This window comes from Streptomyces sp. Isolate_45 (genome assembly GCF_024721315.2).
GTDB lineage: Bacteria > Actinomycetota > Actinomycetes > Streptomycetales > Streptomycetaceae > Streptomyces.
Genome location: NZ_JANFAK020000012.1, coordinates 1 through 19,924, shown reverse-complemented (window position 1 = coordinate 19,924; position 19,924 = coordinate 1). Strand labels below are relative to the sequence as shown.

At 72.9% G+C, this 19,924-nt stretch carries 17 protein-coding genes and 1 pseudogene; 7 read left to right on the top strand and 11 right to left on the bottom strand.

Features of this window, described 5'->3' with window-relative positions:
- Nucleotides 1–7: 7 nt before the first annotated feature.
- The 3 genes from NOD94_RS06560 to NOD94_RS06550 form a co-directional block, all read right to left on the bottom strand.
- Complete coding sequence (locus NOD94_RS06560) at nucleotides 8–1,486, bottom strand: ATP-binding protein (RefSeq protein WP_281204766.1); 1,479 nt, start codon at nucleotides 1,484–1,486, stop codon at nucleotides 8–10.
- Nucleotides 1,483–3,159 (bottom strand): FAD-dependent oxidoreductase, encoded by a 1,677-nt coding sequence (locus tag NOD94_RS06555; RefSeq protein WP_281204765.1) that lies wholly within the window; start codon nucleotides 3,157–3,159, stop codon nucleotides 1,483–1,485. Before NOD94_RS06555 ends, NOD94_RS06560 begins: the two co-directional genes overlap by 4 nt.
- A gap of 215 nt (nucleotides 3,160–3,374) precedes the next feature.
- A complete protein-coding gene (locus NOD94_RS06550) occupies nucleotides 3,375–4,823 on the bottom strand; it encodes a helix-turn-helix transcriptional regulator (protein WP_281204764.1) in 1,449 nt (482 codons plus the stop codon).
- Between the two features lie 248 nt (nucleotides 4,824–5,071).
- On the opposite strand from NOD94_RS06550, the gene NOD94_RS06545 reads away from it, so the two are divergent.
- Nucleotides 5,072–5,767 carry a DUF4232 domain-containing protein gene (locus tag NOD94_RS06545; RefSeq protein ID WP_281204823.1) on the top strand — a complete coding sequence of 232 codons (696 nt, stop codon included), beginning with the start codon at nucleotides 5,072–5,074 and terminating at the stop codon, nucleotides 5,765–5,767.
- Between the two features lie 72 nt (nucleotides 5,768–5,839).
- The gene (locus NOD94_RS06540) at nucleotides 5,840–6,928 is read left to right on the top strand and encodes a glutamate--cysteine ligase (protein WP_281204763.1); all 1,089 of its coding nucleotides are present in this window, start codon (nucleotides 5,840–5,842) and stop codon (nucleotides 6,926–6,928) included.
- Nucleotides 6,929–7,039: 111 nt separating this feature from the next.
- Here NOD94_RS06540 and NOD94_RS06535 read toward each other — a convergent pair whose 3' ends face one another.
- The 3 genes from NOD94_RS06535 to NOD94_RS06525 form a co-directional block, all read right to left on the bottom strand.
- On the bottom strand, nucleotides 7,040–7,342 hold the full coding sequence (locus tag NOD94_RS06535) for a DUF6479 family protein (RefSeq protein ID WP_281204762.1): 303 nt from the start codon (nucleotides 7,340–7,342) through the stop codon (nucleotides 7,040–7,042).
- Between the two features lie 56 nt (nucleotides 7,343–7,398).
- Entirely contained in the window at nucleotides 7,399–8,916 is a 1,518-nt protein-coding gene (gene glpK, locus NOD94_RS06530; RefSeq protein ID WP_281204761.1) for a glycerol kinase GlpK, read from the bottom strand.
- 64 nt (nucleotides 8,917–8,980) lie between these two features.
- Nucleotides 8,981–9,829 carry an MIP/aquaporin family protein gene (locus tag NOD94_RS06525; RefSeq protein ID WP_281204760.1) on the bottom strand — a complete coding sequence of 283 codons (849 nt, stop codon included), beginning with the start codon at nucleotides 9,827–9,829 and terminating at the stop codon, nucleotides 8,981–8,983.
- 287 nt (nucleotides 9,830–10,116) lie between these two features.
- Here NOD94_RS06525 and dhaK point away from each other — a divergent pair, with 287 nt between their 5' ends.
- A complete protein-coding gene (dhaK, locus tag NOD94_RS06520; RefSeq protein ID WP_281204759.1) occupies nucleotides 10,117–11,121 on the top strand; it encodes a dihydroxyacetone kinase subunit DhaK in 1,005 nt (334 codons plus the stop codon).
- Between the two features lie 63 nt (nucleotides 11,122–11,184).
- Here dhaK and NOD94_RS06515 read toward each other — a convergent pair whose 3' ends face one another.
- The 3 genes from NOD94_RS06515 to NOD94_RS06505 form a co-directional block, all read right to left on the bottom strand.
- Entirely contained in the window at nucleotides 11,185–11,412 is a 228-nt protein-coding gene (locus NOD94_RS06515; RefSeq protein ID WP_281204758.1) for a hypothetical protein, read from the bottom strand.
- Nucleotides 11,413–11,488: 76 nt separating this feature from the next.
- A complete protein-coding gene (locus NOD94_RS06510) occupies nucleotides 11,489–12,460 on the bottom strand; it encodes a TerC family protein (protein WP_281204757.1) in 972 nt (323 codons plus the stop codon).
- A 310-nt stretch (nucleotides 12,461–12,770) separates the two neighbouring features.
- Nucleotides 12,771–13,949, bottom strand: coding sequence for a serine hydrolase domain-containing protein (locus NOD94_RS06505; RefSeq protein ID WP_281204756.1), 1,179 nt, complete (start codon nucleotides 13,947–13,949; stop codon nucleotides 12,771–12,773).
- 397 nt (nucleotides 13,950–14,346) lie between these two features.
- On the opposite strand from NOD94_RS06505, the gene NOD94_RS06500 reads away from it, so the two are divergent.
- Nucleotides 14,347–14,697, top strand: a complete 351-nt coding sequence (locus NOD94_RS06500; RefSeq protein WP_281204755.1) for a hypothetical protein — start codon at nucleotides 14,347–14,349, stop codon at nucleotides 14,695–14,697.
- Between the two features lie 137 nt (nucleotides 14,698–14,834).
- Here NOD94_RS06500 and NOD94_RS06495 read toward each other — a convergent pair whose 3' ends face one another.
- Nucleotides 14,835–16,472, bottom strand: a complete 1,638-nt coding sequence (locus NOD94_RS06495) for an FAD-binding oxidoreductase (protein WP_281204754.1) — start codon at nucleotides 16,470–16,472, stop codon at nucleotides 14,835–14,837.
- A 64-nt stretch (nucleotides 16,473–16,536) separates the two neighbouring features.
- Between NOD94_RS06495 and NOD94_RS06490 the strand changes: the two genes are divergently transcribed.
- A complete protein-coding gene (locus NOD94_RS06490) occupies nucleotides 16,537–17,220 on the top strand; it encodes a TetR/AcrR family transcriptional regulator (protein WP_281204753.1) in 684 nt (227 codons plus the stop codon).
- Here the strand turns inward: NOD94_RS06490 and NOD94_RS06485 are convergent.
- A complete protein-coding gene (locus NOD94_RS06485; RefSeq protein WP_281204752.1) occupies nucleotides 17,207–17,674 on the bottom strand; it encodes a MarR family winged helix-turn-helix transcriptional regulator in 468 nt (155 codons plus the stop codon). The two genes, NOD94_RS06490 and NOD94_RS06485, sit on opposite strands and share 14 nt — an antisense overlap.
- Before the next feature lie 89 nt (nucleotides 17,675–17,763).
- Here NOD94_RS06485 and NOD94_RS06480 point away from each other — a divergent pair, with 89 nt between their 5' ends.
- Both NOD94_RS06480 and NOD94_RS06475 read left to right on the top strand, forming a co-directional pair.
- On the top strand, nucleotides 17,764–18,642 hold the full coding sequence (locus NOD94_RS06480) for an SDR family NAD(P)-dependent oxidoreductase (protein WP_281204751.1): 879 nt from the start codon (nucleotides 17,764–17,766) through the stop codon (nucleotides 18,640–18,642).
- A 465-nt stretch (nucleotides 18,643–19,107) separates the two neighbouring features.
- Nucleotides 19,108–19,924, top strand: a pseudogene (locus NOD94_RS06475) (hypothetical protein); the annotation flags it as partial.

The window sequence follows — 19,924 nt, the reverse complement described above, 5'->3', positions numbered from 1 at the left end:
ATACCGGTCATGCGGAGTCCTCCTCGGTGGTGTCGGTCTCGGGGAACTCCCCGATCTCCGGAGCGGTCAACGGGAGCAGTACCTGGAAACGGGTGTCGCCCGGGACGGACTCGACCTGGAGGCTGCCGTGGTGCTTGCTGACGACGATCCGCCAGGAGATGTCCAGGCCGAGACCGGTGCCCTCGCCGACCGGTTTGGTGGTGAAGAACGGGTCGAAGATCCGACTGCGGACGTCCGCCGGGATGCCGGGCCCCGTGTCGCGGAACTCCACCAGCAGCCGGTCCCCCTCCCGCGCCGTGCGCACCGTCAACTCACCCTCGCCGCCGGTGCTCCCGATGGCGAAGACGGCGTTGTCGATGAGGTTGGTCCACACCTGGTTGAGCTCCGCCGGATAGGCCGGTACGTCCGGTAGGGAGCGGTCGTAGTCCTTGACCACCCGCACCCCGGGACCGATCTTGCCGGACAACATCAACAGGGTGCTGTCGAGGAGTTCGTGGACGTCGACCACCCGGTGCGGGGCGCGGTCGAGCTGCGAGTACTGCTTGGCCGCGTCCACGAGGTGGGAGATGCGGGTGGTGGAGTCGTTGATCTCGTCCATCAACAGCTCCGTCTCGACCGTGTAGTTGAGCCAGCCGATCGCCCCCGGCAGGATGTCCTCGTCCACGGCCGCCGCGACCTGCTCCAGCCAGTCCGTGTCCAGCCCGGCCTGGACGAAGGTCGGCGCGACCCGCCAACCCTCCGTGATGCCGTGGTCGTCGAGCCAGTCGGCGAGCTCGTCCTCCCGGTCGGAGGCCTCCAGCGGGCTCAACGTCGGCGCCTTGGCGACGCGTTCGGCGGTCCGCTCCTGGATGTCGATCAGGCCGGCGATGACCTCGCGGGGGTAGGGGCCCTGCGCGATGACGGCCAGCTTGTGCCGCATCTTGCCCACCCGCTCCCGCAGTGCCGCGGTGGCCCGGACCGCCGCCGCGGCCGGGTTGTTCAGCTCGTGGGTGAGACCCGCGGACAACGACCCCAGGGCCAGTAGCCGTTCGCGCTGACCGATCGCCCGCTGCGTGTTCTTCGATCCGAAGAACAGCCCCTCCAGCAGGTGCGCGGCCATCGGGAACCACTCCCTCATGATGTCCGCGAACGACTGCGCGGGCAGCACGAAGAACCGCGTCGGCTCGGTCACCCGCATCGAGTTGGTGTAGGTCTGCGGCACCTGGTCACCCAGGTAGGCCTGCATGGCTCCCGCGTACACGCCGCGCTGCGAGGTACGGCTCACCTCGACGTCGTCGCCCCCGACCCGGCGGGCCAGTACGACGGTGCCCTCGATCATCACGTAGAAGCAGGTGGCCGGGTCGCCCTCGGTGTACACCGGTCCCACGTCGAACCGCTCCACCCGCCCCTCGGTACAGAGCCGCCCCAGCTGCTCCGGGGAGAGCTTCTCGAAGAGGAACAGCGAGGCGATCTCCTGCGGGCCGCAGGGCATGACCTGCCCGCTCACGACTGCTCCAGGTACCGGTGGACGAGCATCACGGCCATGGCACCCTCCCCGACGGCGGACGCGACGCGCTTCGCGGACTGCGAGCGCGCGTCGCCCGCCACGAACACGCCCGGGACGTTGGTCTCCAGGTGGTAGGGGGAACGGTCCAGTTCCCACTCGGCCGGCGGTCGCCCGTCCGGTGTGAGGTCCGGCCCGGCCAGGATGAAACCGTGTTCGTCGCGCAGCACCGTGCCGTCCAGCCAGTCCGTCAGCGGAGCCGCGCCGATGAACACGAACATCCACTGCGCGTCGACGAGTTCGGTCGCACCGCTGTCCACGTTCCGGAGCGTCAACTGCTCCAGGTGTCCGTCGCCGTGCGCTTCCTCGACGACGGTCCGGGGCCGCACGGTGATGTTCGGGGCGTCCTCGATCTGCTGGATCAGGTAGTACGACATCGACGCCGCCAGCGACTCCCCGCGCACCAGCAGCGTCACCGACTTGGCGCCCCTCGCCAGGTACATCGCCGCCTGACCGGCGGAGTTGGCGCCGCCCACGATGTACACGTCCTGCCCCTGGCAGGAGGCCGCCTCGGTGAGCGAGGAGCCGTAGTACACCCCGCAGCCGGTCAGGGCGTCGCAGCCCGGCGCGTGGAGCTGCCGGTACGACACGCCCGTCGCCAGGATCACGCTGTGCGCGGCGATCGCCGAGCCGTCGGAGAACCGGACGACGCGCGCCGCACCGTTCACCTCCAGCCCCGTGACCTCGCGCGCCGTGAGGATCTCGGCGCCGAACCGGCCGGCCTGCCGGCGGGCGCGGTCCGTGAGCTGCGCGCCCGAGACGCCGTCCGGGAAGCCGAGGTAGTTCTCGATGCGGGAGCTCTGCCCGGCCTGCCCCCCGGTCGCCGACCGTTCCACGAGGACGGTACGCAGTCCCTCGGACGCCCCGTACACCGCCGAACCGAGCCCGGCCGGGCCGCCGCCGATGACGACGAGGTCGTAGAAGTCGGCGGTCGGAGTCGTCGCGAGCCCGACGCGCGCGGCCAGTTCGGGCGCCTCCGGTTCGATCAGCACGCCGCCGTCGGGCGTGACCACCAGCGGCAACCGCTGCCCGTCGGCCCCGGCCGCCTCCAGCAGCCTTCGTCCCTCCGGCTCGTCGGAGGAGTACCAGCGGTACGGCACCTGGTTGCGGGCGAGGAACTCGCGGACCGCCGAGGAACGCGCCGACCAGCGGTGCCCGACCACCTTCGTGGCGGGCACCGGCCGGTGGTCGCCCGTGCGCCAGGCGGCCAGCAGGTCGTCCAGGACCGGGTAGAGCTTCTCCTCCGGCGGGTCCCAGGGCTTGAGCAGGTAGTGGTCGAGGTCGACCACGTTGATCGCGTCGATGGCCGCGTTGGTGTCGGCGTACGCGGTGAGCAGCACGCGCCGTGCGCCCGGGTACACGCCCATGGCCTCTTCGAGGAACGCGATGCCGTTCATCTGCGGCATGCGGTAGTCGGCGAGGATCACCGCCACCAGGTCCCCGCGCAGCTTCAGCTCGCGCAGCGCCTCCATCGCGGACTCACCGGACTCGGCGCGCACGATCCGGTACTCGGCTCCGTAGCGGCGCCGCAGGTCACGGGCGATGGCGCGGGAGACTCCCGGGTCGTCGTCCACCGTGAGGATGACGGTCCGCGCCGTTTCGGCGGGCTGTGCCATACGTCGTCTCCACCCCGAGTGCTCTGGGCGGGCGGCACGGCGAGCCGTCCGCGCCGGTTCCCGCCCATCGTATGTTCGATCGCCGGGAACCGCTCCGGGACGCCGTCGACCGTGCGCTCCCGGTACACCTCGGGTCGCTCCCGGTCAGGAGCGGGGCAGTCGCCGGCGGTGCGGGGTCGGTCGGCGGTGCTGCGGGGTCGGTCGGCGGCGCCGGGTCAGGAGGTCGATCCCGCCGGGACCCATCCTTCGCCGCCGAGGGGGAACTCGAAGCCGGGCCGCCCGTTGTGGCCGCTGGTGCGGAAAGGCTTGCCGTTGTGGTCGATCGTGAGGGTGCCGTGCCGGGACCCGCTGGACCAGGCCAGTTCCAGGTACCAGCTGACGTCGTACGCGGAGGCGTCCGCCTTGACGTAGAACACCTCCGGTGCGGACTCGCTCACCATGAACGGGAAGTTCGGCTGCCCCGCCACGGGCGCGAACGCCGGCCGCGCGGCGTCGAGGGCCACGGTGAACGAACGCGTCGGCACGCCGGCGCCGCAGCCGACGCCCGGGTAGCCCATGGCGTAGTCGTTCCAGGCGAGTGGCGTCCGCTTGCCGGCGGTACGGACGGTCATGCTGTCCAGGACCACCGTCTCCTTCCCGGAGCCCTGAAGGGTGAGCGTGACGTACTGCTCGCCCGCCGGCACCGCTCCCGACGCCGCCACCCATGCGGGTGCGTCCCGTTCGAGGGGCGGCGGTCCCACCTCGGTCGGCGGTTTGTCGATCAGGTAGTGCTGGCCGCAGGGCGACTCCCAGGTGTGCGGCTGGGCCGTCACCGTCAGCGGCGCACCGGACGCGGATCCGCCACCGCCACCCCCGCCGACGGGGGAGGGGGAAGGGGACCCGGCGGCCGTTCCCGTACCGGCCGTCCCGGGAACGGCCGCCGGGCCGGCCGCGGTGTCCCGGGACGCGGACGGGGAGGCCGACAGTGCCGCCGGGGAGGAGGCCGCCGACGGACCCGCGGGCGCCGTCCCGCCCCCCGTACGTCCGGCTTCGCCGGGTGCGGCGGAGGCGGCGCCGACGGGACGCCCCCGGACGCCGGTGTCCGATGCCGACAGGCTCAGGGCGAGGGCGACCACCCCGGCGACGACGGCCACGGCGATCCCGGCGAGGACCGCCCCGCGCGGGCGCCGCCGCGGCGGATCCGGCACGGCACCTGCCACGGCGGAGGACGGCCCGGTCACCACCGGAGACGGAGGCGGCACCTCCGGCAACGGCGACGGCGACGTCGCCTCCTGCGCGTCCGCCCGTGGCTCCGGGGTCGGCGCTTCCTGCGCCTCCTGCGCCTCCTGCGCAGGCGACGCCGGGGAGGAGCGCGACGCCGGGGACGCCGCAGGTCGGGTCTGTGCCCTGCTGCCCGGATCGCCGCCCTTGCGGGGGCGGTTCGCGTCCGCCAGGACCCAACTCCGGTGCAGCGCCACGAGTTCCTCGGGCGACGCCTTGCAGAGGCGGGCGAGTCGTTCGACCGGTGCGTACTCCGTCGGGACGACGTCGCCGCCGCAGTACCGGTGCAGGGTCGACGTACTCATGTGGAGCCGCTTGGCGAGCGTTCCGTAACTATGGCCGGACCGGTCCTTCAACTCGCGCAACAGCACGGCGAACTCGGACCCAGCAGTGTCTTCCGACACTGTTCCTCCCACCCCGATATCCCGTCCCGCGTCCCAGGAACAGGTTGTTTCAGCAGCTCAGAGCCTGTGTGGGCGTCCCAGCGTCCCTGATCGCCCGTTGGTCGTGGTGACCGGGACGGATCACCGCGCAGGCTGATGCCATCCAAGCACACCGCCTCCGGCAGCCGGTCCCGACCGCCGCCGCGGGCAACCCCCATGAGAGGCGATCAGCCATGTCCGTGTTCCGTCCCGCCCACACCACGACGTCCATGACCCGCACCCCCCGACGGCTCGTCGGCGCGGCCGTCGCCGTCGTGGCCGCGCTCGCCCTCACCGCGTGTCAGGACGGCACGGGCCTCAAGGACGAGGGGGCCGCGGCGGTCTCGACCGCCCCGTCCGCCGCCCCGTCCGCCGCCCCTTCCGCGAACGGCGCCACGAGTACCCCCCAGGGCGCCGGGACCGGGACGAACGGCGGCGTGCGGACCGGCACCGGTCCCGGGAACGCGAAGGGCCCGTCGGAGCCGGCCGCCGAGGGCAAGCGCGTCCTGTGCAACGGCTCCAACACCACCGTCACCGTCCAGCCGGTGTCACGTCCCCTCAACCACCTGCTGATCACGGTGAAGAACACCGGCTCGAAGCCCTGCGACCTCACGTACCACCCGGTCCTGCGCTTCGACGAGATGCAGTGGGCGCCGGCCGCCCGGAAGGAGACCCAGCCGCAGGCCGTGGTGTCCCTCGCGCCCGGCCGGTCCGGCTACGCGGCGGCCCTGTTGTCGGCGGCGGACGGCAGCGGCGAGGGCGGCACGACCGGACGCCGGCTCACCGTCGCCTTCCAGGGCATGACGCCCAACAGCAGCGGCGGCGCGTCGGCGACCCCCTCGCTGCCCGCCGCGGGCGTCCACTACGACAGCTCGCTGACCGTCGGCTACTGGCAGCAGACCGTCGAGGACGCCCTCGGCTCCTGAACCGCCCCGGTGGCCGATGTGCCGCACCGCACCCGCAGGGGTGATCATGCTCCTTCCGGGTAGCCGCAGAGCGTGATCACCCTGGGTGTTGAAGAGGAATACCTGCTGGTCGACCCCGCTACGGGGCTTCCCGCGCCGCACGTGGAGGACGTACGCCGTACGGCCGGACTCGGGCTCGTCGCGGAACACGGCGAGGTCCAGGACGAGCTGCTCCAGGCACAGATCGAGGTGGCCACGCCCGTGTGCACCCGCCTGGAGGAAGTCGGCGGGCACCTGCTGCGGCTGCGCCACGCGCTGGCCTCGGCGGCCGAGGAGAACGGCTGCCGGATCGCCGCGACGGGCGCCGCACCCCTGCGGGGCGCCGTCCCCATCCCCATCACACCGAACGCCCGGTACCGGCGGATGGAGGGGACCGCCCGGCAACTGGTCGGCGAACAGCTGATCAGCGGGATGCACGTGCACGTGGGCGTCCCCGACCGGGAGACCGGCACGGCCGTACTGAACCGGATCCGGCCGTGGCTCGCGACCGTCCTCGCCATGTCCGGGAACTCACCCCTGTGGAACGGCGAGGACACCGGCTTCGCGAGCTGGCGCACCATCGTGTTCGGACGGTGGCCGGTCAGCGGGCCACTGCCGCACTTCGACGGTCTCGCCGACTACGAACGCCGCCTCGACGCCCTGCTGGAGTCGGGCGTGATCGAGGACAGGGGGCAGGTGTACTGGCAGGCGAGGCTCTCCGAGCGCTACCCCACCGTCGAGATCCGCTGCGCGGACGTGCAGCTCCAGGCCGACGAGGCGGTGATGTTGGCCGGGATCATCCGCGCCCTGGTCGCCACCGCGATCACCGAGGAGCGGGCCGGTACCCCGCTCGCCGTCACCGCGCCCGAACTGGTGCAGGGCGGGAACTGGCACGCGGCCCGGTACGGCCTGAGCGGGACCCTGCTCGATCCGCTGGGGCGCCCGCACAGCGGCGGCGACGTGATGTGCGCCCTGCTGCGCCACATCGGGCCCGCCCTGGAGGAGGCGGGTGATCACCGAGAGGTGAGCGCCCTCGTCACCCGGCTCCTGCGCGAGGGCACGCCCGCCGACCGCCAGCGCCGCGCCCTCGCCGAGGGCGGACTCCCCGGGCTCCTCGGCCTGATCACCGGCTCCTCGGCCTGATCACGGACGGCTCGACCCCTTGCTCGACCCCATGCCCGGCCCCTTGCTCGACCCCCCGGAGGGCCCGCACTCCCACGAGTGCGGGCCCTCCGGGGGAAGCCACCGAAACGGTCAGCTGTCGCGCTTCTCGCCGCCCTCGCCGATGTTCCCGTACCCGGGGAAGTCGTGCGGCCCGCGGTGCCCTTGGTCGCCGGCGAAGTCACCGGGGTCCGCCGGGGGCGGGGTGGCGGTGGTGCCGGGGGCGGAGTCCGCCGGCTCCGTACGGCCCGGGCGCATCGTCCGACGCCGCTTGATTCCCCACCAGACGGCGGCGATCAGCATCGCCGCGATGACGATGCCGATCAGGGGGAGCAGCCAGGCGCCGCCCGAGGTCTCGGCGGCCGTGGTGATCGAGGGTTCGAGCGTCGTGTTCATGGGCTGCGCCTACCCGTCGCCGCACAGCCCATGTGCGCGGACCGAGGGTGCCGGGCCTATTCGACCTCGGCCCAGTCGAGGGTGCGTTCCACCGCCTTCTTCCAGCCCTCGTACCCCTGCGCGCGCCGGTCCTCGGACCACTGGGGTTCCCAGCGCCGGGATTCCTGCCAGTGGGTGCGCAGTTCGTCCGTGTCCCGCCAGAAGCCGGTGGCCAGGCCGGCGGCGTAGGCGGCGCCCAGTGCCGTCGTCTCCGCGACGACCGGCCGGCTGACCGGTACGCCCAGGACGTCGGCCTGGATCTGCATGCACAGGTCGTTCGCGGTGACGCCGCCGTCGACCTTCAGCACGTCGAGGTGGACGCCGGAGTCCTGTTCCATGGCCTCCACCACGTCGCGGCTCTGGTAGCAGATGGCCTCCAGGGCGGCCCGGGCCAGGTGGCCGTTGTCGTGGTAGCGGGCGAGGCCGACGATGGCGCCGCGGGCGTCGGAGCGCCAGTACGGTGCGAACAGGCCCGAGAAGGCGGGGACGAAGTAGATGCCGCCGCTGTCCTCGACGGTGCGGGCCAGGCGTTCGCTGTCCGCCGCGTCGTTGATGATCTTCAACTGGTCGCGCAGCCACTGGATCGCGGAGCCGGTGACGGCGATGGAACCCTCCAGCGCGTACACGGCCGGCTCGTCACCGAAGCGGTAGGCCACGGTGGTGAGCAGGCCGTGCTGCGAGCGGACCAGCTCGGTACCGGTGTTGAGGACCAGGAAATTGCCGGTGCCGTAGGTGTTCTTCGCCTCGCCCGGCGCGAAGCAGACCTGCCCGACGGTGGCCGCCTGCTGGTCGCCGAGGACCCCGGTGATGGGGATGGCGGCGCGCAGCGGCCGGGACGTACGGGTCTGTCCGTAGGCCTGCGCGTGGGAGGAGGGGTTGATGCTCGGGAGCATCGCCCTGGGGATGTCGAAGAACCCGAGGAGTTCGTCGTCCCAGTCGAGGGTCTCCAGGTCCATCAGCATGGTGCGGCTGGCATTGGTCACGTCGGTGGCGTGGATGCCGCCGTCGGGGCCGCCGGTGAGGTTCCACAGCACCCAGCAGTCGGTGTTGCCGAAGAGGGCGTGCCCCTCCTCGGCGGCCGCGCGGACCCCGTCGACGTTCTCCAGGATCCACTGGATCTTGCCGCCGGAGAAGTACGTGGCCGGTGGCAGACCCGCCTTGCGCCGGATGACGTCCCCCCGGCCCGACCGCTCCAGGGCCGCCGCGATCGAGTCGGTGCGGGTGTCCTGCCAGACGATGGCGTTGTAGTAGGGGCGCCCGGTGCGGGGATCCCACACCACGGTCGTCTCCCGCTGGTTGGTGACGCCGATGGCCGCCAGGTCGGAAGCCGCGAGGTTCCCGTGCCGGAGGGCGTTCTGCATCACCGAGTTGGTGCGTTCCCAGATCTCGACGGGGTCGTGCTCGACCCAGCCCGAACGGGGGAGGATCTGGGTGTGCTCCAACTGGTGTTTCGCCACCTCGTTGCCCGCGTGGTCGAAGACCATGAAACGGGTGCTGGTGGTCCCCTGGTCCACTGCTCCGACGAAGTCGGCCATGGGAGGCCTCCTCTCGGGTCGGTCACTCTCTCGGGTCGGTCCCGCGGATCGGCCTGCGGGTCGGTCAACTCTCGTCCGGAGCGGGCACCCGGCCGGGGGGCTCCGGCTCGGCGGTCGGCAGGAACCGGCCGATGAGGAACTTGTACAGGCCCGCGCCCAGCAGGCCGCCGATGAGCGGGCCGATGATCGGGACCCAGTAGTAGAACTGCCCGTACTGATCTCGCCACGCCCCGCCGTAGCCGGTGAGGAAGCTGGCCAGTCGGGGGCCGAAGTCACGTGCGGGGTTGATCGCGTAACCGGCGTTGGTGCCCCAGGCCATGCCGATCGCGACCACGATCAGGCCGACGATGAACGGGGCCAGGTTGGCGCCCGGCGGCGTGCCCAGCAGGTCCGTGACCGCCAGGATCAGCAGCAGCAGGATGGCCGTGCCGATGATCTGGTCGCGCAGCGCGCCCCACTCGGTGACCGGGAGGTTGGTGTTCCCGTTGGCCGGCAGGGTGGAGAACACGCCCTGGGTCTTGATGGTGTGGCCGGGGTCGACCTTCGCCAGGGCCTCGGTGTAGTTCCACCGGACGATCAGCGCCGCCACGAAGGCGCCGGCGGTCTGCGCCAGCGCGTAGGGGGCCACCTTGCGCCACGGGAAGCCCTTGAACGCCGCGAGGGCGACGGTGACCGCCGGATTGAGGTGGGCGCCGCTCAGCCGCGCCGCGACGTAGACGCCGAGGGTGACGGCGAGGCCCCACGCCCAGGCGATGCTGTCGTGGTTGCCGAGGCCGCCCGCGGGATCCGTGAGGCCCCCGCCGGCGACCACTTGGGCCACCACGCCGCAGCCGAAGAGGATGAGGACCATGGTGCCGGCGAATTCGGCGGAGAGTTCGCCGACCAGCCCTGAGTCCTTGAGTCGCTTGACCATGGGGGCCCCTTTCCCGACGACCGGGGACCCGGTCGTCCAACGACCCGCGTACTTCGCAAATGGTTCAATACCGGAGGTGTTCCCCGTGATCCGGAACATATGCCCCACGAATGTCGGCGGCCGAGGCCGTGCCGGGGGGAGCCGGGCGGGGCCGAGCGGTGGGTCGGCGGGCGCGGCACCCTCGCGGATCTCACCGGCGCGGCGGCACACTTGGGGGGTACGGCGGGGAGCGGTGACCGGTCGCGACCGGCCCGCCGACCGCAAATCGGCCACCCGGGAGGCACTCCATGAACATGCTGATCAACAGTGCGGAATCGGTGGTCGCCGACGCCCTGCGGGGGATGGCCGCCGCCCACCCCGACCTCGCCGTGGACGTGGAGCGTCGCGTGGTCGTACGACGCGATGCCCGGGAGGGCGGGCGCGTCGGCCTGGTGTCCGGGGGCGGCTCCGGACACGAACCCCTGCACGCCGGGTTCGTGGGTTACGGGATGCTGTCGGCCGCGTGCCCCGGCGAGGTGTTCACCTCACCGGTGCCCGACCAGATGGTGCGTGCGGCCAAGGACGTCGACTCGGGCGGGGGCGTGCTCTTCGTCGTCAAGAACTACACCGGCGACGTCCTCAACTTCGACATGGCCGCCGAGCTCGCCGAGGAGGACGGGATCCGGGTCGAGAGGGTGCTCGTCGACGACGACGTCGCGGTGACCGACAGCCTCTACACGGCCGGGCGGCGCGGCACCGGGGCCACCCTCTTCGTGGAGAAGATCGCCGGGGCGGCCGCAGAGGAGGGGGCGCCGCTGGATCGGGTCGCGGCGCTGGCCCGCCGGGTCAACGCGTCCTCGCGGAGCTTCGGCGTTGCGCTCGGCGCCTGCACCACCCCCGCGAAGGGCAGCCCGACCTTCGACCTGCCGGACGGCGAACTGGAACTCGGCGTCGGGATCCACGGGGAACCCGGCCGCGAGCGGCGTCCGATGATGCCCGCGCGGGAGATCGCCGAGGTGGCGGTGGCCGCCGTACTGGAGGACCTGGCGGCGGTGGCCCCCGCCGACGGCCCGGTGCTGGCCCTGGTCAACGGGATGGGGGCGACGCCGTTGTTGGAGCTGTACGGGTTCCACGCCGAGGTGGCGCGGATCCTGGCGGCTCGGGGCGTACCGGTGGCGCGGACGCTCGTGGGGAACTACGTCACCTCGCTCGACATGGCGGGCTGTTCGGTGACGCTGTGCCGGGCCGACGACGAACTGCTGAGGCTGTGGGACGCCCCCGTGCAGACGGCCGCCCTGCGCTGGGGCCGCTGACGGGGGCGCGGCCCCAGCCGGTCCACCTGGGCGACGGGTCGGGTCGTACGGGGGAGGCGACGCTCAGCGGGCCTCGTGGCGGTGCTCGACGTGGCCGTGCTCGTGCTCGGCCTGCCGGGGATCCGCCAGGTAGTCGGGGCATGCGGGATTGTGACAGGGGCCGGGGACCCACACGGGTACGTAGACCCCCAGCGTCTTGTGCCGCCTCTTGACGGTCGTGCCCACGGACTGCTTGCAGGCCGGGCACGCAAGCACCCCTTGGGGGCCGGTCTCATGCTCGGTTTTACTCATTTTTTAACAATAAGCCCGTTGTGTCCGGAATGGGAGGTCGACCGTTGGTTGTCCGCCAAAGGCCCCTCGTTCCGGGTCATTCGCCGGACGACCGCGACCGGTCGTCCTCCTCGGCGGCGGGCGGTCTACGGACGCTCAGGATGACGGCACAGGCCAGTACGGCGACGATGACGGCCAGGCTGACCGGCGAGGGGATCTCGGGGACACTCGGGCTGATCATCTTGTGGGCCGCCTGGAGGATCAGCTTCACCCCGATGAAGGCGAGGATGATCGCGAGGCCCTTGCTCAGGTAGTGGAACCGGTCCAACAGCCCGGCCAGCAGGAAGTACAGGGCGCGCAGGCCGAGGATCGCGAACGCGTTGCTCGTGTAGACGACGAACGCGTCGTCGCTGACCGCGAGGACGGCGGGGACACTGTCGACGGCGAAGATCAGGTCGGCCGCCTCGATCGCCGCGACCACGGCGAGCAGCGGCGTCGCCACGCGCTTGCCGGCCTCCTTGACGAAGAACTTCGTCCCCGCGTACTCGTCGCGGACGGGCACGACCTTGCGGAGCATCCGCACGGCGAAGCTCTTGCCCGGGTCGAAGGTGTCCTGCTCGTCCTTCATGAGCTTGTACGCGCTGTAGAAGAGCACGGCGGCGAAGACGAACAGCACGGCGGTGAAGCGGGTGACGACCGCGACGCCGAGGGACAGGAAGATCCCCCGGAACACGAGGGCCCCGATCACCCCGAAGAACAGCACCCGGTGCTGGTAGGCGCGGGGCACCTTGAAGTAGGCGAAGATCACCGCGAAGACGAACAGGTTGTCGACCGACAGGCTCTTCTCCAGCAACCACGCGGTCGTGTACTCCGTCCCGGCCGTCGTGCCGAGGACGAGGAAGACCAGCCCGCCGAACGCGAGGGCGAGGCTCACCCACAGGGCGCTCCAGAGGGCGGCCTCCTTGAAGCCGATCACGTGGGCGCTGCGGTGGGCCAGCAGGTCCACCGTCAGCGACACCACCACGGTCACGGCGAACGTCCCCCACAACCACAACGGGACTTCGAGCACGCCGAACACACCCTTACCGCGGCCCGCGCGCGACGCACGGGCCCACCGTGTCGAGCCTCTTAGAGGAGTCTGCGGCATTTCACCCCCCGGCGCACCGTGGGGCCCTGGGGGTGCCGCGGCAAGGCGGGCCGAGCCTGCGGCGGAAAGGCGTGACGCCGGCCATCGTGCCGAACCGTCCGTTGGGCCGGACCACGGCGGCCATCTCGCCCCGGTACCCGCCGCCCGCTGTCGGGAGCGGCGCGCGAGCTTCCGACGGCCGCGCACGCGCGGTGATCTGCGGAGGACGCGTTGCCCGGGTGTGCCTCCGCGGTCATTCCGCCTTCAGGGCGGCCTCCGGGGCGAGGTGGTTGGCGATGTCCGCCAGGAAGGACGCGGCCGCGTTCTGTGCGGTGCTGCCCAGCCCCTGCGTCGCCACCGTGGCGATCGCGATCTTCTTCGAGGGCAGGTAGGCGACGGCTCCCGCGTATCCGGCGAAGGACGGATTCTGGAGGATCCAGCCGCTCTGCACGGCCAGGCCGAGGGCGAAGGACGTGTTCGGATCGATCCGCGAGACGGGTGCCAGCTGCTTGCGGTGGGACGCGGGTGACAGCAGCTCGCCCTCGCCGATCGCCGTGAACGACTTCGCCATGTCCCCCAGCGTGCCCGTCATGACCGCGCCCGGCGCCAGAGTCCACGACGGGTTCCAGTACGTGGCGTCCTCGAACACGCCGCGCTCGTTGTCGAATCCGTGCAGGACGGGTGCCGGGATCTCGGCCGTTACCGGGATGTCGGTCGCGTCCAGGCCCATCGGTTCCAGGACGCCGGCCTCCATCACCTCGGCCAGGGGGCGACCCTCGATCCGGGAGATGACGTCGCCGAGGAGCACCCAGTTGGCGTGCGAGTAGGCGAAGCCCGAACCGGGCGCGCGCACCAGGGGTTTGGACACCGAGATCTCCACGAGTTCGGGCGCGGTCCAGTTCCGGAACGGGTTCTCGTACAGGTCCGCGATGAACTTGGGGTCCCGGACGTAGTCCGCGTAGCCGGAGGTCGTCGAGGCCAGCATGCCCAGCGTGATCTCGTTCGCGTGCGGCACGTCGGGGCGCCAGCGGGACAGCTTGTCGTCGAGCGAGACCTCGCCCCGGTCGACGAGCTGGAGCAGCGCGGTCGTCAGGTAGGGGATGGAGACCGCGCCGATCCGAAAGCGCATGTCGGTGGTGGCCGGGACGCCCGTCATCGCCTGGCCGGCCGCGGCTTCCGTGACGCGCTCGCCGTCGATCCACACCTCGGCCATGGCCGCGGTCAGTTTGTACCGGGCGAGCGCGTCGCGCACCCGGTCGCGCACGAACGCCGCGGAATCGGACGGTACGCACGTGCCGCGGAGGGAGGACCGGCCGGCCGGGCAAGCGGCGACGGGGACCGCTTCCGCGCGGGCGGCGGCCGGCGCGCCGGCCAGTGAGGCGCCGAGGAGCAGGGGCAGGCAGGCGAGCGTGAGCGGCTTGGATCGGCGCACGGCGGGACCTCCGTGGAGATCGGGGAGCGGGCCGGGGCGGCGGCCGGTCGGGGCCGGCGGTAACGGCACGGGCCGTGCCGGCGGGAAGGCCGGAGCCAGTGGCCGGTGGAGCCACCACGCGCCACCACGCACGGGGTCCGGGCCGAGGCCATCGACACGGCGGCGGGGGAAGTGCTCCAGCGGTTCACAGCAGGCCTCCGATCCGCCCGGCGTACCACGGGCCACGATCCGGCATGACTGCCGTACGGGCGATTCCGATGGGTCGGACGGGTGATGGACGGGCTGGGGGGTTGCGGGATGGGACGAAATGATGACGACGTCCCGGGGTGGGCGGGGGATCATGAGGCCGAGGGCTCGGCACCGAGCACGGGACGTCGGGAAAGGACTGGTGCGGTCGGTGGGGACACGCGTGTTGAGGTTCGGCTTGTACGCGGACACCGAGGGGTTGGCCGGGGTCGCGGAGGTCGTCGACCGGGAAGTCGCCTGCCGCGCGGCCCGCGTCACGGACTGGACCGTCGTACGCGCCGCCGACGATCCGTCGTTGGCGCAGGGGTACGACTTCCTCGCCGAACAGTGGGCGATCGAGCACCCCGGCGGGGACGGCGGCGGATGGGAGGCGGCCGAGCTGCACGTCCGCCTGGTCTGCTCGCTGCGCACCTACCGGGCGCTCCGCAAGGCGGTGATCAGGGGGCTGTGCCCGGAAGGCGCCGCCCCGCACACCTGCCGGGTGCCATGGTCCGCGTGGTGACGGGCGGCTGAACCACCACCCGGCCGCGCCGCTCGGAGGCAGCCCGCCGGCGGGGCGGATCCGGCGCCCGACGGGCCGGGCCCGTACGCCCGAGGGGCAGGGTCCGTACGGCCGAGGGGCCGGATCCGTAGGGCCGGTCAGTCCACGAGCACGCCGGGGTTAAGGATGCCCCGCGGGTCCAGCGCCCTTTTGGCGGCCCGCAGCGCGAGGGCGAAGGGCTCGGGACGCTGGAGGTCGTAGCCGGGGCGGTGGTCGCGGCCGACGGCGTGATGGTGGGTGATGGTCGCCCGGTGGCGGTGCAGGACCTCGCTCGCCACGGCCTTGAGGTCGTCCCAGAGGGCCACCTCGTCACCGGCGCGGCCGGCGGCCAGGACGGTGAAGTAGGGGGCCGCGCCGTCCGGGTACACGTGCGTCAGACGGCAGTTGACGGTCGCGGGGTGTCCGGTGGCCTTGAGCGCCGCGGCGCCCACCTCGGTGCGCACGGCCTCGATCAGGCCCGGTATCCGGTCCCAGGTCGCGGCCGTCTCGAACGTCTCGGCGACGGCGCCCATCCTGGCCAGGCCGTCGCGCAGATAGGGCATCCGCAGGAACGCGGACCGCCACGCCCGCACGGCCGCGTCGCCGCCCTGAACCCCGTTCGGCGTCCCGTCCGACGGCCCGCCCCGAGCCCCGCCCGAGGGGGCGCCGTCGCGCCGGCCGCCGTACGAGAGGGCCAGTCGAACCGCGCGCTCCAGCCGTCGGGCCACCGGTTCGTCCGACGACTCGAAGCCCAGCACCAGAACGGAGCGGTCACCCCCCGCCGCGCCCGCCAGGGCGGCCTCGCCGGCATCGAGCAGTCGGCAGTTCGCGGGGGAGAGGTCGGACTGGGCGAGGGCGCGCACCGCCCGCAGCGCGTCCTGGAAGTCGGTGAAGGTCACCGCCGCGGACGCCTTGTGGCGGGGGCGTTCCTGGAGTCGCACCCAGGCCTCGGTGATGACGCCGAGCGCCCCTTCCGAGCCCAGGAACAGTCGGTCGGGGGAGGGGCCGGCCCCGGAGGCGGGCAGCCGCCAGGAGCTACTGGTGCCGGCCGGGGTGACCACGCGCAGCGACTGCACGAAGTCGTCGATGTGCGTGTGCCCGGTGGCGTAGTGGCCGCCCGCCCGGGTGGCGAGCCAGCCGCCCAGGGTGGAGAACTCGAAGCTCTGCGGGAAGTGCCGCAGGGTCAGCAGGTGCGGCCGCAGCTGGTCCTCCAGTCCCGGACCGAGCGCTCCTGCCTGGACGCGTGCCGCCCGGCCCTCGGTATCGACCTCCAGGACGCGGCCCATGGCCGTCAGGTCCAGGGACAGCACGGCCCGGTGGGCGTCGCCGCGGTACTCCACGCCCCCGCTGACGGAGGAACCCCCGCCGTACGGGACCACCGCGACCTCCCGGTCACCGGCCCAGTCCAGAAGGTCCGCCACCCCCTGTTCGTCCGTCGGCCGGGCCACCAGGTCCGGGATGCGGCCCGGCCGACCGCGCAGGGCGCGTGCGACGTCGCGGTACGCCTTGCCCATGGCGTGGGCCGCGCGGTCCGCCGGGTCGTCGGAGACGAGGTGGACGAGGCTCGGCGGCGGTGTGACGGCGGGCCCGGCGATGTCCAGGTCCGCGACGCGGGGCACGGGGAGCGGGCGGGCGAGGGTGCCGGGGAGCAGGGCGCCCATGGCGACGCACTCCGCGTCGTCGGGGTGGGCGTCCGCCCAGCCCCAGCCCCACCAGGAGCGGGTACGGGACGTCGGCTGAACGGTGGTGCCGGCCATGGAAGCGCTCCGAAGGTGGCAGGAATTTACCTGGGGGTAAATTACTTACTGATAATATCCGCGCATGGCAACCCCCCCTTCGAAAGCCGGCACCAAGGGAGTCCCGCGGCAGCACCGCCGGCAACAGATGCTCGAAGCGGCGACGGAGGAGTTCGGAACCCGTGGCTACGCGGCCGCCTCGCTCCCCGCGATCGCCGCCCGGGTGGGCGTCACCAAAACGCTGCTCCACCAGTACTTCGGGACCAAGGAGGACCTGTACGTCGCCTGCCTGGTCCCGATCGGCGACCGCGTCCTCGGCACGATCCGCACGGCCATGGGGCCGGACGGGACCGCGCCGCACACCCCCCTGCGCGTGCTCCGAGCCCTCTTCACCGCCCTGGAGGGGCAGCGGGAGGCGTGGTTCGTCCTCTACGACACCACCCTGCCGCCCGGCGGTGAGGCGGTGCGGCGGGCCTCGGAGTACTGGTCGGCCATCGACCGGCTCGCCGCGGGCGGTACCGCCGAGCTGCTGCGCGCGGCCGGATCCACCGACCCGCTCGACGCCGACGCTCTCAAGTACGTCTGGCGGGACCTGGTCGCCACCCTCGTCCGCTGGTGGGTCAAGCACCCGGAGCAGACCCCCGCCGCGATGACGCTGCGCTGCGCCCGCCTCTTCGCCGCCGCCGCCGGGCTCGCGTCGGAGGGCCCGGACGCCACGGGTGTGGCGGACGCGCCGGGCGGCGGGGGCGTGGGCGCTACGCGCCCTTGACGTCCTTCGCGGCCTTGAGCTTGCGCCACACGGTGCCCAGGGCTTCCAGGTCGCGCTCGTCGAGGAGGTCCGTGAAGGCCGGCGCGAGGGCCTCGCGCCGGGTGGCGTCGGCCTCGGCGAACACCGTCCGACCCGCCTCGGTGAGGGACACCTCCACCGACCGCGCGTCGCGGGCCGAGGGCGTGCGCGTCACCAGGCCCCGGGCCTGCAGGGCGTCCACGACCCGCGACACCTGACTGCGGCTGAGCAGGGTGCTGTTGCCGAGGACGGACGCGGGCACGGGCTCGGGACTGGAGGCGAGCCACAGCATGACCTCGAACCAGGACACCGGAAGGTCGTGCGCCTTCACCAGCGCCCGGTCGACGCGGTCGGTCATCACGGTGCCTGCCCAGACCAGTCCGTAGAAGGCGTAGTCGGCCGGTGGCATCGCGGCTTCGGTGAGCTTCTTCGGCATGTCGGCAGTCTAAAGGTTGCGTGCGCGCACACATAACTTTATGGTGTGTGTGCACGCACATAAATCACGTTCCGTGAAAGGTGACCGTCATGACCTCTTACCCCGCCACCCCCGAAACCACTCCCGACGCGGCCCGCCCCACCGTCCTGATCACCGGAACGTCCTCCGGCATCGGTCTGGCCGCCGCCATCGCGGCCGCCCGGGCCGGCTGGCGCACGGTCGCCACGCTGCGTGACACCGGTCGGGCCGACGCCCTGCGCGAGGCCGCCGCCGAGGCGGGCGTGGAGGTCGACATCCGGCAGCTCGACGTCGTCGACGAACGTTCCGTCGCCGCCGCGGTCGACGGCGTGATCGCCGACCACGGGCGCCTGGACGCCGTCGTGAACAACGCGGGCGCCGGACACGTCGGAACCCTCGAACTCGAAACCGTCGCCGACGTCCGCGAGGTCATGGAGGTCAACTTCTTCGGCGTGCTGAACGTCTCCAAGGCCGCCATGCCGCACCTGCGGGCCTCCGGCGGCCGGCTGATCACGGTCACCAGCGTCGGCGGCGTCGTGGGCCAGCCCTTCAACGAGGCCTACTGCGCCGCGAAGTTCGCCGTCGAGGGATACATGGAGAGCCTGGCCCCCGTCGCGGGCGCCGTCGGCGTGAGCGTCTCGGTCGTCGAACCCGGCGCCGTGGCCACGGAGTTCGTCAACAACCTCGGACTCGACATCGAGGGCGGGATCGCCGCCGCCGGCCCGTACGCCGACGCCATGCGCAGCTACGTCGACCGTACGGTCGGCCAGTTCCTGGACGGCGCCCAGACCCCGGCCGGCGCGGCCGAGGCGGTCATGGAGGCACTGACCGCGGAGCGCCCCGCGTTCCGCATCCAGACCTCGCAGTGGGCCCGCGACTTCACCGGTACGAAGCTGGCCGACGGGGACGGCTCCGCGGTCCTCGGCATGACCACCGGCTGGGTCTCCTGACCGGCCGACGCGCCGGCGGAGCCGGAGCGGGCGCAACCGTGCGGGGCCGCCCCCGGCGGCCGAACTGTGCTCCGTGCGGAACCGGGGCATGATGGCCGGGGGCGGACCGGCCCCGAGCGGCCGCCGCCGGAGCCGCGCGTGGCGACACGCCCGAGCCGGGAGGTGCCTGGTACGCATGGACGAATCGCAGCGGGCCTGGATGGCCGTCGGCGGAGTCATCGCCGTGATCCTGTTGAACCTCCTGGCCATCATCCTGATGAACGTCTTGTGACGGGACCGGGCGCGGCGGCTCCGTCCCGGCAGGACGGAGCCCCTGCGCGTCGAACGCCGCGATCGACACGCGGGGCTTCCATCGCCGCGCCGCCCCGGGGCTCACGGCACACCGGGGCCGGAGGTGAGCAGGACGGCGCGGAAACGCAACGCGCCCCGTGCACGCGGGAAAAGCGACGGTCGCAGGCTGGCGGCATGCCCGCGACGACGACCGGCACCACCGCCGTGCCCACCACCGCCACCCCGCCCACCTTGCCCACCACGGTCGCGCCCACGCCGCCCGCCCGGGAAGTGCCCTGGGAGCGGGCCCGGGAGCTGGCGCACCGGGCGCCGCAGCCCCTCGCCCCCCGTACGGTGCCGCTCGCCGAGGCGGCGGGGCTCACCACGGCCGCGGACCTGTGCACGCCCCGGGCCCTTCCGGCGTTCGACACGGCCGCCATGGACGGGTACGCGGTGGCGGGCCCCGGGCCGTGGCGCGTCGTGGGCTCGGTGCGGGCGGGCGGTGTCCGGGAAAGGATGCTGGCGCCGGGCGAGGCCGTGGAGATCTCCACCGGCGCTCCGGTGCCGGCCGGGACCCGTGCGGTCCTGCCGCTGGAGCTGGCTGCCGACCGCGCGGGCCGGGTGTCGGGGCCGGTGCCCGCACCGGGGGAGCACGTACGGCGGGCCGGTGAGGACGCCCCGGCGGGCACCCGTCTCGCCCCGGCCGGCACCCGGGCCGGGCCGGCCCTGCTCGGGCTCGCCGCGTCCTGCGGCCACGACGCGCTGCGGGTACGGCCCCGGCCCCGGGTTCAGGTGTTCGTCACCGGCGACGAGCTGGACCGCTCCGGGCTGCCCGGCCCCGGCCGGGTGCGGGACGCGCTCGGTCCGCTGCTGCCGTCCCTGGTCGCCGCGTTCGGGGGCGAGGTCGTCGGTGTGGAGCACGTTCCCGACCGGCCTGGGGGGGGGGGGGGGGGGGGGGGGGGGGGGGGGGGGGGGGGGGGGGGGGGGGGGGGGGGGGGGGGGGGGGGGGGGG

Bases quoted from the DNA above. Each gene is read 5' to 3' on its own strand.
- NOD94_RS06555 (WP_281204765.1), bottom strand. From the start codon at position 3,159: ATGGCACAGCCCGCCGAAACGGCGCGGACCGTCATCCTCACGGTGGAC.
- NOD94_RS06545 (WP_281204823.1), top strand. From the start codon at position 5,072: ATGACCCGCACCCCCCGACGGCTCGTCGGCGCGGCCGTCGCCGTCGTG.
- glpK (WP_281204761.1), bottom strand. From the start codon at position 8,916: ATGGCCGACTTCGTCGGAGCAGTGGACCAGGGGACCACCAGCACCCGT.
- NOD94_RS06535 (WP_281204762.1), bottom strand. From the start codon at position 7,342: ATGAACACGACGCTCGAACCCTCGATCACCACGGCCGCCGAGACCTCG.
- NOD94_RS06485 (WP_281204752.1), bottom strand. From the start codon at position 17,674: ATGCCGAAGAAGCTCACCGAAGCCGCGATGCCACCGGCCGACTACGCC.
- NOD94_RS06515 (WP_281204758.1), bottom strand. From the start codon at position 11,412: ATGAGTAAAACCGAGCATGAGACCGGCCCCCAAGGGGTGCTTGCGTGC.
- NOD94_RS06495 (WP_281204754.1), bottom strand. From the start codon at position 16,472: ATGGCCGGCACCACCGTTCAGCCGACGTCCCGTACCCGCTCCTGGTGG.
- NOD94_RS06525 (WP_281204760.1), bottom strand. From the start codon at position 9,829: ATGGTCAAGCGACTCAAGGACTCAGGGCTGGTCGGCGAACTCTCCGCC.
- dhaK (WP_281204759.1), top strand. From the start codon at position 10,117: ATGAACATGCTGATCAACAGTGCGGAATCGGTGGTCGCCGACGCCCTG.
- NOD94_RS06490 (WP_281204753.1), top strand. From the start codon at position 16,537: ATGGCAACCCCCCCTTCGAAAGCCGGCACCAAGGGAGTCCCGCGGCAG.
- NOD94_RS06480 (WP_281204751.1), top strand. From the start codon at position 17,764: ATGACCTCTTACCCCGCCACCCCCGAAACCACTCCCGACGCGGCCCGC.